The 12,254-nt window shown below is 53.1% G+C and carries 11 protein-coding genes; 8 read left to right on the top strand and 3 right to left on the bottom strand.

What is annotated here, in order from left to right; all coding sequences use genetic code 11:
• The first annotated feature begins 108 nt into the window (after positions 1-108).
• The 5 genes from TH30_RS11915 to TH30_RS11895 all read left to right on the top strand — a co-directional run bounded on the left by TH30_RS11915 (position 109) and on the right by TH30_RS11895 (position 6,096).
• Positions 109-861 (top strand): hypothetical protein, encoded by a 753-nt coding sequence (locus TH30_RS11915; RefSeq protein ID WP_258548703.1) that lies wholly within the window; start codon positions 109-111, stop codon positions 859-861.
• 382 nt (positions 862-1,243) lie between these two features.
• Positions 1,244-2,509: a phasin family protein gene (locus tag TH30_RS11910; RefSeq protein ID WP_181850255.1), complete on the top strand. Its 1,266-nt coding sequence runs from the start codon at positions 1,244-1,246 to the stop codon at positions 2,507-2,509.
• 293 nt (positions 2,510-2,802) lie between these two features.
• Positions 2,803-3,129 (top strand): ATP-dependent Clp protease adapter ClpS, encoded by a 327-nt coding sequence (clpS, locus tag TH30_RS11905; protein WP_008890601.1) that lies wholly within the window; start codon positions 2,803-2,805, stop codon positions 3,127-3,129.
• A 3-nt stretch (positions 3,130-3,132) separates the two neighbouring features.
• Positions 3,133-5,454, top strand: a complete 2,322-nt coding sequence (gene clpA, locus TH30_RS11900) for an ATP-dependent Clp protease ATP-binding subunit ClpA (protein WP_114098319.1) — start codon at positions 3,133-3,135, stop codon at positions 5,452-5,454.
• Positions 5,455-5,556: 102 nt separating this feature from the next.
• Positions 5,557-6,096, top strand: a complete 540-nt coding sequence (locus tag TH30_RS11895) for a hypothetical protein (protein WP_114098318.1) — start codon at positions 5,557-5,559, stop codon at positions 6,094-6,096.
• 103 nt (positions 6,097-6,199) lie between these two features.
• On the opposite strand, the gene TH30_RS11890 is transcribed toward TH30_RS11895, so the two are convergent.
• Positions 6,200-6,466: a hypothetical protein gene (locus TH30_RS11890; RefSeq protein ID WP_114098317.1), complete on the bottom strand. Its 267-nt coding sequence runs from the start codon at positions 6,464-6,466 to the stop codon at positions 6,200-6,202.
• Between the two features lie 120 nt (positions 6,467-6,586).
• Here TH30_RS11890 and TH30_RS11885 point away from each other — a divergent pair, with 120 nt between their 5' ends.
• Both TH30_RS11885 and TH30_RS11880 read left to right on the top strand, forming a co-directional pair.
• On the top strand, positions 6,587-7,240 hold the full coding sequence (locus TH30_RS11885; RefSeq protein ID WP_258548702.1) for a hypothetical protein: 654 nt from the start codon (positions 6,587-6,589) through the stop codon (positions 7,238-7,240).
• A gap of 11 nt (positions 7,241-7,251) precedes the next feature.
• Positions 7,252-8,934 (top strand): methyl-accepting chemotaxis protein, encoded by a 1,683-nt coding sequence (locus TH30_RS11880; protein WP_114098315.1) that lies wholly within the window; start codon positions 7,252-7,254, stop codon positions 8,932-8,934.
• A 70-nt stretch (positions 8,935-9,004) separates the two neighbouring features.
• Here TH30_RS11880 and TH30_RS11875 read toward each other — a convergent pair whose 3' ends face one another.
• Complete coding sequence (locus tag TH30_RS11875; protein WP_114098314.1) at positions 9,005-10,165, bottom strand: GNAT family N-acetyltransferase; 1,161 nt, start codon at positions 10,163-10,165, stop codon at positions 9,005-9,007.
• A gap of 242 nt (positions 10,166-10,407) precedes the next feature.
• Here TH30_RS11875 and serA point away from each other — a divergent pair, with 242 nt between their 5' ends.
• On the top strand, positions 10,408-11,649 hold the full coding sequence (gene serA, locus TH30_RS11870) for a phosphoglycerate dehydrogenase (protein ID WP_114098460.1): 1,242 nt from the start codon (positions 10,408-10,410) through the stop codon (positions 11,647-11,649).
• Positions 11,650-11,730: 81 nt separating this feature from the next.
• Here the strand turns inward: serA and TH30_RS11865 are convergent, their stop codons facing one another.
• Complete coding sequence (locus TH30_RS11865; protein ID WP_114098313.1) at positions 11,731-12,213, bottom strand: GNAT family N-acetyltransferase; 483 nt, start codon at positions 12,211-12,213, stop codon at positions 11,731-11,733.
• Positions 12,214-12,254 lie beyond the last annotated feature (41 nt).

Genomic DNA, 12,254 nt, shown 5'->3' with positions numbered 1-12,254 from the left:
GTTTAAGACCGTCAATTTTCGGCTTTTCTAATCGCGGCCATTCTGTGACCATCTTTCTGCGCCAATGTCACTTTTATATCTCCTGATCGGCAAAAAATCGAGGATCGAATGGTGAAAAGAATTGCCCCACTTCTCAAAACGATAAGCATGAAACGTGCCAGTTTGGCAGGGGTGGGGGTGTTTACACTTGCTGCCGTCGGGCTGGCCGGGTGCGCTTTCACGGAAAATAGTGACGTCAGTAATCCGCTGGTGCGCAAGTCGGCCTGGTTTTCGTATTTGAACGCAGATGATTTGCGCACGGCCTGTTCTGCCGGTGATGCAGAGGGCCGGATTCGCATCATCTATAATGCCGACTACTATAAAGAAGTTCGTGTCTTCGAGCTTGAGCCCAAAGCTGGCAACCAGCAATTCGATCTGACAACGCGTGTGTTCGGACCTGCTCAGGTCAGTGAAATCAATGTCGAGATCAATGCGCCTTTGGGAGTGTTCGGGGGAGAGCAGAGTGTTGATGTGATCGGACGCGATGACTATCTCGCGGTCACCGATGCCTTGCAAAAGGACGGATTTGGAACCCAGCAGGGCCGCGATGGTGTCCGATTATATTCCGATGATTTTTACTGGGTCGCACTTGGATGCTCATCTGGCTACGTAACGCTGGGGACATGGATGTCCGGCGTTGATGATTTGCGCGCACTTACGTTCCCGGCCGTGTTAACGAATTTGTCGAGCATCGAAACAAAGCTGCCGGAGCCGCCAGCGAAGGATAAAGCGCGTTCGCAATCAGCTGCACAGCTTCAAACCATTCAAAATAGCGAGTCTGGTACATTTTACCGGACTGTGCGTGGAAATATGCTGCGCTAAGGCGTGGACCGGATTGGAAATGTCTTCAAACGGGGATGCATGAAGATGCATCCCCGTTTGCATTTATGCCGCATTGCGAAATCAAGTTTGTCGCTAGAACTTTGTTGCTGCTGATCTTTTGTCGGCGCAGCAACGTCCGGGCACGAATTTGTAACGTTTCCAAATACGGATGCTGTGACTGGGTCGCTGTTTTGTTACCAAACTGTGCTTGACCTTTGGGGGGAATTCCATCTAGGGTTATGTTGCGATGCAGCATGAATTTGGGGCGTTCGCCCCGGCAAGTATGAGGTTGGAGACAATGGCTGTTTCAAAACAAAAGACCTCTGGGAAATCAGGTAAAAAAGCACCTGCTCCCGCCAGGGCCACAGCGCCCGCAGCACCGGTGTCATCTGTAGCTTCCGGGCAAGTATCAAAATCGACCACCGGTACTGCTTCGACAGGTGCAGAGCTGCCAGCCAAGCGGGTGGTGATGACCTCGTCAGAGATAGAAGCCGCGGCAAAGCAGGTAGATGATGCTCCTGTGCCCAAAAGCGATGCCGTTGTGGAAGATGTTTCGACGCCAAAGAACGCCCCGGTAACGGCAAAGGATGGTGCTTCGGTATCGGGCACCACGATTGATGAGGCAGGGGCGCCAGCGCCAGCGCCAGTCAAGCTGACTGAAAATGCACCTTCTGTGCCCGAGCCCGCCGTGAAGGCTACGCCGAGCAAGGTGGCAGCCTCAAAAGTAACGTCGGCGACCAAAAAGGTTGCCCCTGTGACGGCTGTTCCCAAGTCGTCATCCAGGCCAGCGTCGAAACCAGCCGTTGTTCAGGCGAAATCTGATGTCAAACCGGAACCGGTTGCAACAGCCACCGCTGCATCCTCGTCCAAGCCGGTAACGTCTTCTGAAACTGAAAGGGCCAGCACTGTGACTACGACAAGCAAGTCCGCAACTGAGACCAAGAAAGCAACAGCCTCGACCACCCCGAAAAAAGCCACGGCCCCGAAAAAGGTTCCCGCAGAGGCCCCGTCTGTTGCAAAATCTGCTAGCAAGTCGGCCGAAAAGCCGGTTGCAAGCAAGGAGGAGGCGCCGAAGCAGGCTTCGAAACCCGCTGCGCCAAAAGGGGATGATCTGTTCGGGTTTGGTCAGATGTTCATGGCGCCCGATGCGATGGAAAGTTATCTGGAGCTCTGGAAAGCGCCCGAAATTGACGCGATCGTCGAAGCCGGAAATGATGCGCTTGAAGAAAGCGTAGCTGTCGCAAACGATGCGTTTGCCAAGCTGTTTGATGCAATGACCGGGCAGTCGGACGTGATTTCTGATGCCGGATCGCGCATTGCGGCCCAATGTGAAGAATTGGTCGATATGCACCAGAAAAATCTGGAAGAAACTTGGCTGGCTTCCAGGACTGTGTTCGAGAAAACTGGTGGTATTGGTGCAGAGCTTGCAGCCTGGATGCAGCGCGAGATCGAGGCATCTCAGGATGATCTTGATGCGCTAACCAAGGCTGAAAGCCTGTCCGACATTCAGGAACTGCAATCGAAAATTCTGACGCGCTATGTCGAAAGCAGCGTTGCCGAGGGCGAAAAGATTCAGGAAATCATGTTCTCGGCAATGTCAGATAGCTTTAACGCAATGTCCAAAGCCGCCAGTGCTGTCATGAAATGACGGCAGATCAACCGGTTTTTCGGACCTTGCTTTGAATATGGAAACGGGCATGACATTGGTTGTGCCCGTTTTCTTTTGGCGCGATGGCCGGTTTGTTCGGGTTTCGAGTGCCGCGATCACGCGGGTTCGCACGAAGTTTACGGATTGATCTTGCAGCGGCTCAATCGCAGCCTAAATGAATTGAAGATAGACGATAAATTAGTGACACGATTTTAAGCTGCGGCCTTTGAAAGAGCCTGACAATGACCTATCATGAAGTTCATGCAGGAAATAAGGGTTCCGGTAAGTAAACAATGACTGAACAGGATAATGACGGCACTGATCTGCCGAACACGGGGATCGTAACAAAAACACGGCCCAAGACGAAAAAGCCGTCCATGTACAAGGTGCTGTTACTGAATGACGACTACACTCCGATGGAGTTTGTTGTTCACGTATTGGAACGGTTTTTTGAAAAGGGTCGCGAAGAAGCCACCGAAATCATGCTTCAGGTTCACCGCAAGGGCGTTGGAGTATGTGGTGTGTTCACTTACGAAATTGCGGAAACCAAGGTTAACCAGGTCATGGACCTGGCCCGCCAGAATCAGCATCCGCTGCAGTGTACCTTAGAGAAGGAGTGACATATGCTATCGCGCAATCTTGAGGAAAGCCTGCACCGTGCGCTCGCATATGCGTCGGAGCGTCGGCACGAATATGCCACTCTTGAACATCTTCTGTTGTCCCTGACCGAAGATCAGGACGCGCTTGCTGTGCTTAAGGCATGCCGGGTCGATATTGATCGGTTGCGATCGGATTTGCTGGAATTTGCAGATAGTGAGCTGTCCGGCCTGATCAGCGCACGCTTGATTGATCCCAAACCAACTGCCGGGTTCCAGCGCGTTATCCAGCGTGCCGCAATCCATGTGCAATCGTCCGGCCGCGAAGAAGTTACCGGTGCGAATGTGCTGGTTGCCCTGTTCTCTGAGCGGGAATCGCATGCTGTCTATTATCTGCAACTTCAGGACATGACCCGTCTTGATGCGGTCAACTACATTTCGCATGGTATTGCCAAGGCGTCCGAGCTTAATGAACGTCGCATCCCGCGGGGGGCAGACGAAGAACCGGTTGCCGGTATTCCGCCAGAAGGGGATGATAGCGGCCCGGCCGAGGGCGAGGCGCTTAAGGCCTATTGTGTGAATCTCAATGTCAAAGCGCAAAAAGGCAAGATTGATCCGTTGATCGGGCGTCAAAGTGAAATTGAGCGCACGATCCAGGTTCTGTGCCGTCGTACCAAAAACAATCCGTTGTATGTTGGGGATCCCGGGGTTGGTAAAACCGCCATCGCCGAGGGTCTTGCACGTCGGATCAATGACGGTGATGTGCCTGAAGTTCTGGCCGATGCAACGATCTTTGCGCTTGATATGGGGGCACTTCTGGCCGGAACCCGCTATCGCGGTGACTTTGAAGAACGTCTCAAGGCGGTGGTCAAGGAACTTGAAGAGTATGAAGGTGCTGTTCTGTTCATTGATGAAATCCACACTGTTATCGGTGCCGGGGCAACGTCAGGCGGGGCAATGGATGCCTCCAACCTGTTGAAACCGGCGCTGGCAAGTGGTTCGTTGCGGTGCATCGGGTCGACGACCTACAAGGAATTCCGTGGCCACTTTGAAAAGGACCGCGCCCTTGTGCGTCGCTTCCAGAAAATCGATGTCGAGGAACCGTCCGAAGAAGATACCGTGAAAATCCTCAAGGGGCTGAAGCCCTATTACGAGGACCATCACAAGGTCAAATACACCAACGAAGCTATTCGTTCGGCGGTCGAGCTTGCATCGCGCTACATCAATGACCGCAAACGTCCTGACAGTGCGATTGACGTGATCGACGAGGTCGGGGCATCGCGCATGTTGATGGCACCAAGCAAGCGCAAACGCACGGTGGGCAAGCGCGATGTCGAGGAAATCGTCGCGAAAATTGCCCGTATACCCCCAAAATCGGTTTCGACCGATGATCGCAAGGCGCTGGCAAATCTTGAGCGTGACCTTAAAACCGTTGTGTTTGGTCAGGACAAGGCCATTGAGTCGGTCGCAAGTGCGATCAAACTCGCCCGTGCCGGTCTGCGCGAACCTGAAAAGCCGATTGGTAGCTATCTGTTCTCTGGTCCGACCGGGGTTGGTAAAACCGAGGTCACCAAACAGCTGGCAACCGTTATGGGTATCGAGTTCATCCGGTTCGATATGTCGGAATATATGGAACGCCACAGCGTTTCACGCCTGATCGGTGCCCCTCCGGGCTATGTCGGGTTTGACCAGGGTGGTCTTCTGACCGATGCCGTTGATCAGCATCCGCATGCGGTGGTTCTGCTTGATGAAATTGAAAAGGCCCATCCGGACCTGTTCAATATTCTGCTGCAGGTCATGGATCACGGCAAGCTGACCGACAATAACGGCAAGACGGTTGATTTCCGAAATGTTGTGCTGGTAATGACGACCAATGCCGGTGCATCTGACATGGCCAAGCCGCCAATCGGGTTCAAGCGCGAAATGCGTATCGGAGAAGACGAGGAGGCGATCAAACGCACTTTCTCGCCGGAGTTCCGCAACCGTCTGGATGCTGTTATTCCGTTTGCCAACCTGCAGCCGGAAGTGGTCAAGATGGTGGTCGACAAGTTCATCTTGCAGCTTGAGGTGCAGCTTGCTGACCGGAATGTGTCAATTGAATTGACCGAGGCGGCCCGTGCATGGCTTGCCGAGCGTGGCTACGATGCGGCCTTCGGGGCGCGTCCGCTTGGTCGTGTTATTCAGGAATATGTCAAGAAGCCGCTTGCCGAAGAACTTCTGTTTGGGAAGCTTTCCAAGGGTGGTGCGGTTCTTGTGGATATCGAGGATGACGTTGTTGTCTTCCGCTATCCCGAAGAGGATGGTGACAAGAAGCAGGCCAAAAAGAGCCCCGAGATGGTCGAAGGTTGATGTCTTGCCCCGGACTTGGGGTGTTGTTAATCATTGGCGGTTAGATTGTGCCCGGGGAGTTGTTCCCCGGGCACGATTTTAGAATAAGAACGCCAGAGCAAAATGAGCCAAGCAGCACAACGACAATATCGAACAGAGGTCGAGGAGTTTCTGTCCCGGCTTGAATTACGTGCGCGCAAGCTGGTTGCGCTGGCTGATAATATGGATAAGACCACGGACAAAATGGACGTGACCGGATATCGGCCATTCCGCGAGGAGGTTGATAATTTCAAGGCTCTGTCACTTGTGATTTCCGAGCGCCTCAAGAGGCTTGAAAAACATCCGAAAAAGGAAGAGCTGGAAGGACAGTTTCACAAGCTTCAGGTTCTTATGTTGCGTCTTGTCATCAAAACCAGTCTTAAGTTCTTCTTTGTCATGAGTGCCAAGGAACATCTGCCGCTTGGTGCGCGCGAAATGTTCCAGAGCGAACTTCGAACCCTGTACGAAGCCGAGCGCATGATCTCTGACCCGCGCTATATCAGTCAGCTTGACGAGACAGCGCGCGAGGATCTTGATACGGCAAAATCCATCCTGGAAGAGATCATTGAGAAGGCTCCCGCCTTGCTGAATTTCGGGGCGCGCAAGAAAAAGCGCCGCCAGTAAACCGGTTTTTGCGCAGGCCTTGGTCTTCTGACAGAATTGCAATTTGCAAAATGCAACAAAGGATCTTTGCGTTTTGCAATTTTTGCGTTTTGAAATGCAAAGATCATTTAAAGCTGTCTATTCGTTCAGGTTTTGGATTGGCTAAATCCCCTAAGAAAATATGGTTTTTCATGGATTTAAAAAGTTGGCACGCTTCCTGCTTATAGGATTGTGGACAGTTGTTCTTTGCAGGGGCGCTTTGCGCCTGGAACAACGTAATCTTCTGCAGTTTGCTCGTGTCCCAACCAAACTCAGCGGCGGTTTTACCGCCGCTTTTTTCTTTCCCGGATTTCAAATCATTCCAGTTGCGGTCTTGTTGCTGCGCGCGCAATCCACATATGAACTTGTGTGGAGCTGCCCTTGTGCGCTGCGGTCAAGGGTCTGTTTCTAAAATTAGTTGTATGGGAATTATTACTTTGGTATAAAAACCTATACTTTAAGTTAGTTCCCCTTGACGCAAGAAAAACAAAATTCGGGAGAGAGACCGATGATGTCCTGCAAAAGTAAGGTTTTGACGGGCTTTTTCGCGGCGGCTTTGTTTGCGGCACCGCATGCAGCAATGGCCAAGGCAGAGCTACCTGGTGATCCGAATGTCCTTATAACCGACAAGATGATCAAAGATATTCGGGAATGGCTTGCAAATCCTGTTGTTTCTTTGTCGATCAATTCCCAGAACCGTCTGAGAACAGATATGACACAGGATCAGATTGATGCAGCAGATGCGCAATGGCGGGCTGAGCGCGAAGCGGATGATCAGCCTCTTGTTGCCGCGATCCTGACCAACCCGTTATCGAGTTATCTGACACAGGTGCAGGCCCGTTCAGGCGGGCTGTATGCCGAGATTTTTGTCATGGATTCAAAGGGACTCAATGTCGGGCAAAGCTCGATTACGTCGGACTTCTGGCAAGGAGATGAAGGCAAGTTCCAGAATACTTATCCCAACGGTCCCAGCGCGGTTTTCATTGATGAAGCCGAATATAACGAAGAGTCAGATACCTGGCGATCGCAACTGAACATGACCATGAGCGATGAGAACCGGCAGCCCATCGGCGCCGTGACCATTGAGGTCAATTTGAATGAACTTGCGCGTCGTGGTGGCCAGTAGGGAGAAACGTCATGAACTTCTTTAAGAACCTTTCCATTCCTGCCAAGCTGACGACCTGCTTTGCGATCATGATCGCTGTGATCCTTATGGTTGCAGCGGCTGGCATGTTTGCGACGATGCAGGTCAAATCCGCAAACGAGCAACGTGACTACCTGTCAACCTTTGAACGGGATTATCGAGACCTTGATCGCGCATATCTCATGGCACGTCAGGAACTGATCTATTTCCTGACAACCGGTGATCGTGCCGGTCTTGTGAGCTATGAAAAGTCGCTTGAGGAAATCGACACCCGCACGGACGTTATTAAAACCTATGCTTCAATCAACAGCGAAGTCGCCGGTCTGATTGAAGCAATGGACGGGGCAATTGATCGTTGGGAAGAAATCGCCGGTCAGCAGGCAAAGCTGATGCGCCATTATCTGACGGTCAACCATGCGCGTGCGATTGAAGCATCAGGTGAGCCCCGCGAACTCTCTGATCAGGTGAGTGCTCTTGCAAGCCAGCTGGCGCAAGTGATTGACCAAATGGTCCTAGATGTCGAAAGCAGGGTCGATCAGGCCATGCGGATTTTCCAGGTAACGCTCGGGGTTGGAGTGGTTTTGCTGATTGCGATGGCGGCCCTGTTCGGGGGCACTTTGTCACGAATGATCGCAACGCCAATCCGCAAGATGACCGAAGCGATGGGAAGCCTTGCCTCAGGTAATCTGGATATTGAAACCCTTGACATGAAGCGCAACGACGAAGTCGGTGCGATGGCCAAGTCGCTTGAGGTTTTCAAGGAAAATGCCCGTGAACGTGCCCGTATGGCCGAGCAGGAAAAAGTCGAGGCCGAACGCCAGGTCGCGCGCAGTAAACGCATGGGAGTCCTGACCAAGGGATTTGATGAAAAAATCCAGGATGTTCTGACCTCGGTAAATGCCGCCCTTGATGAGGTCCGTTCTGCTTCGGAAACCCTGACATCGCATGCGGTTCGCGCCAATCAGGATGCCCAGTCCGTGGCCGAACAGGCACAGGAATCATCAAGTAATATCGAAACGGTGGCCTCGGCCACGGCACAGCTTTCGGCATCGATCTCGGAAATCTCGTCGCAGATCGCACGGGTTACCGAAATCACCCAGCTTGCTGTTGGTGAAACCGAACGGACCAATGAACGGGTCGAGAAGCTTAATGATGCGGCACAAAGTGTTGGCGAGGTTGTCAACCTGATCAGTGACATTGCCGATCAGACCAATCTTCTGGCGCTAAACGCAACCATTGAGTCTGCCCGTGCCGGCGAAGCGGGCAAAGGCTTTGCCGTTGTGGCTGGCGAGGTTAAAAATCTTGCCTCCCAGACGGTCAAGGCGACCGAACAGATCACGGCCAAGATCGCCGAAATGCAAAGCGAAACCGGTGCTGCGTCCGAAGCAGTTCGCGGCTTTGCCGAAACAATTCAAAAAATCGATGAATTGATGTCGGTGGTCGCAAGTGCGGTCGAAGAACAGGGCGCAGCAACCGAGGAAATCTCGCGCAGTGTAGAAGGGGCGGCAAACGGTAATGTCGCCATTTCAAATGCGGTCAAAAATGTTGCCGATGCGACAACTGAAAGCGGTGATCTTTCCAATGGCCAGCTTGACAGTGTTGGCAAGCTTGCCGCGGCCAATGACGAGTTGCGCAGCCATGTGAATGGCTTCCTTGATGACGTCCGTGCCGTCTGATTGCTGAAAACATCCAGAAAAAAGGCGCAAGGTATAAACCTTGCGCCTTTTTCATATCTGAACGGCCTGCCTACTTGTTTGGCTCTGCATTGCGGTAGGGGCTGTGTTCGGCAAGGATATAGTCGCGGTCTTGCGTGATATGGCTCAGTTCCTGCTTGAGAAACTGGGCAACGGCACGTCGCAGGCCTTCATCAGCAATCAGGTGGGCTGAATGTGTGATCACCGGTTCATAGCCGCGCTGGATCTTGTGTTCGCCCTGTGCCCCGGCCTCGACCGTTGCAAGGCCATGGGCAATCGCAATATCAATCGCCTGATAATAGCAGGTCTCGAAATGCAGAAGCGGGGTGCGATCAATCGTCCCCCAGTTGCGCCCATAAAGCGTGTTTGATCCGATCAGATTCAAGGCACCCGCAACCATGTCCTCATCGCGAAATGCAGCGACCAGAACGGTTTTATCGCCGATCCGTTCATGGATAAGTTCAAAGAACTCACGCTTCAGATAGGCCTGTCCCCATTTTCGGTCGGATGTATCGCGATAGAACTGATAAAATCGGTCCCAGTGACGGGGTTTAAGGTCATCCCCGCGCAATGCTTCAAACCGGTAACCGGCGTCAAGAACCTGCTTGCGTTCCTTGCGCAGGTTCTTGCGTTTACGCGAATTCAAGGCCCCGAGGAAGTCATCAAAACTTTGATAGCCGCGATTATGCCAGTGATACTGGATGCCGGTTCGACGCAGGAAACCCGCATCCTCCATCAACCGGCTCTCGTCACTGCTGCAAAAGGTCACATGTAACGTCGCCATGCCGAGTTTTTCGGGCAGCATCGCCAGGCCATCAATCAGGATACGACGCACACGATCAGGATCCGGGTGATCGTCTGCGACCAGAAGGCGCGGGCCGGGCACCGGGGAAAAGGGCACGGATGATTGCAGTTTGGGATAGTAACGCCCCCCGGTGCGCTCATATGCCTCTGCCCAGCTCCAGTCGAAAACATATTCGCCATAGGAATGGGCTTTGACATAAAGCGGCACAATGCCAACCGCCTGACCGGCCTCATCATTCAAAACCAGATGAAACGGTTGCCAGCCAGTCTGGGCGGTCGTCGATGCGCTGTCTTCCATTGCCGAAAGGAATGCGAAGCTGACAAAGGGATTGTCTGTGCCTGCGCATTTGTCCCATTGGGCTTGGCCGATTGCGTGGATATCGGTGACGGTCTTGATTTCGGCAGACAAGATTTTATCCCCTGAACAGGCAACGATCTGGCAGTGACCCCCTGGCGGGCCTTTGTTTTTGTACGCATTAGCCGGTATATGCGTTCAGAAGATAGGGGCAATGCATATTTACGCAAGGGAAAGCCTTTGACGGACGCGCTTCAAGGCCCTATTTCATTGGTCCACGGGCCGTTATGGAACGGCCTGACAAACGGCTCGGGGATGATCCCGTGTCGCCCTCGCGAAGAAAAGGATGGTGCGCCGTGAACAGCAAACTTTCGTTGGAGAAGGACAAGATCAAGATCGTCCTGCTCGAAGGAATCCATGAAAACGCTGTAAAGATGTTCAAAGAGGCCGGCTACTCTAATGTCGACCACTACCCAGCTGCGCTCGACGCGGACGAACTCAAGTCCGTTGTCTCCGATGCGCATTTCCTGGGCATCCGTTCCCGCACCAAACTGACCGAAGAAGTTATTGAAGCTGCTTCCAAGCTGACCTCGATTGGCTGTTTCTGCATCGGTACCAATCAGGTTGACCTGACGGCCGCGGCCATGCGTGGCATTCCGGTATTTAACGCACCATATTCGAATACCCGTTCGGTTGCTGAACTGGTTCTTGGTCAGATCATCATGCTGCTTCGCGGTGTTCCGCAGCGTAGTGCCGCAGCCCACAAGGGCGGATGGCTTAAAAATGCCAAGGGTTCATACGAAGCCCGCGGAAAGACCCTTGGTATTATCGGTTATGGTCATATCGGCTCGCAGCTGTCGGTTCTGGCGGAATCGCTTGGCATGAACGTCATTTACTTTGACGTGATCAACAAGCTTGCGATGGGCAATGCGACGGCCTGTGCATCAATGGATGAACTGCTTGCGAAATCCGATGTGGTGTCGCTGCATGTTCCGGCCAACGAGCAGACCAAAAACATGATCACCGCAGCCGAAATCGCGAAAATGAAAAAGGGTGCGCATCTGATCAATGCTGCACGTGGCAATGTCATCGTCATTGATGATCTGGCCGCGGCCCTGGAAAGCGGCCATCTGGCCGGCGCTGCCCTTGACGTATTCCCGGTTGAACCGGCAGGCAAGGACGAAGAATTCGTAAGCCCGCTGCGTGGTATGGATAATGTCATCCTGACCCCGCATATCGGTGGTTCCACCCAGGAAGCACAGGAAAATATCGGGATCGAGGTTGCTGACAAGCTGATCACCTATTCCGATAACGGATCAACTCTCGGTGCGGTCAACTTCCCGGAAGTTTCGCTTCCGGTCAAGGATCGCTCGCACACCCGTTTCCTGCATATTCACCGCAACGTTCCGGGCGTGCTGTTGAAAATCAACGATGTCTTCGCATCGCGCGGCATCAATATCAGCGGTCAGTATCTGCGTTCTGAAGGTGGTGTTGGTTATGTCGTCGTCGAAGTCGACGAGGAAATCAAACCGGGAGCCGGCGTTCGCAAGGAACTCGCGGCTATCGAGGGGACGCTGCGTGTCCGCTTCCTGTTCTGATTTTCAGAGCCGTTAGACAAAAAACATGAAAAGGGCGGGTGCCAGATGGTACCCGCCCTTGTTCTTTTCAGACTGAATATCCTAGAGCTTGCGATACATCACCAGTGCGTCGGTTTCGCCCAGTTTGGGATGCATGAAAGCACCGGGCAGGCGTCCGACAATTTCAAAGCCAAGCGTTGGCCACAGATGCACGGCGGCTTCGTTGCTGGCAATTACGAAGTTGTATTGCATTGCGCGGTAGCCAAGTTCTCTGGCGCGTACAAACGAATCCTCGCCCATGCGTCGGGCTATGCCCCGTCCGGTTGCTTTGGGGGATGTCATATAACCGCAGTTACATACATGCGATCCGCCGCCGCCCTGATTTTTGCGGATGTAATAGGTGCCAACGATCTCGCCGTCTTCTTCGGCGACCAGCGTGACCTTGTCCGGCCCCATCCAGTAGGCGATGACCTGATCATCATCCATATTGCTGTCGATGGCATAGGTTTCACCGGCACGCAGGGTCGGGGCAACGATCTCAAGAATGGCCGGGATATCTTGCCTGGTGGCGGGGCGGATATTCATGATGCGGGTGGCTCGTTTGATATGTGGAGCAGGGTGCTTGC

The sequence above is a fragment of the Thalassospira profundimaris genome (assembly GCF_003326795.1).
In the GTDB taxonomy this organism is placed as follows: domain Bacteria; phylum Pseudomonadota; class Alphaproteobacteria; order Rhodospirillales; family Thalassospiraceae; genus Thalassospira; species Thalassospira profundimaris_C.
Note: the sequence above shows the minus strand (reverse complement) of the source record. Positions and strands in the feature narration are given on the sequence as shown.

Bases quoted from the DNA above. Each gene is read 5' to 3' on its own strand.
- TH30_RS11915 (WP_258548703.1), top strand. From the start codon at position 109: ATGGTGAAAAGAATTGCCCCACTTCTCAAAACGATAAGCATGAAACGT.
- clpS (WP_008890601.1), top strand. From the start codon at position 2,803: ATGACTGAACAGGATAATGACGGCACTGATCTGCCGAACACGGGGATC.
- clpA (WP_114098319.1), top strand. From the start codon at position 3,133: ATGCTATCGCGCAATCTTGAGGAAAGCCTGCACCGTGCGCTCGCATAT.
- TH30_RS11895 (WP_114098318.1), top strand. From the start codon at position 5,557: ATGAGCCAAGCAGCACAACGACAATATCGAACAGAGGTCGAGGAGTTT.
- TH30_RS11880 (WP_114098315.1), top strand. From the start codon at position 7,252: ATGAACTTCTTTAAGAACCTTTCCATTCCTGCCAAGCTGACGACCTGC.
- TH30_RS11865 (WP_114098313.1), bottom strand. From the start codon at position 12,213: ATGAATATCCGCCCCGCCACCAGGCAAGATATCCCGGCCATTCTTGAG.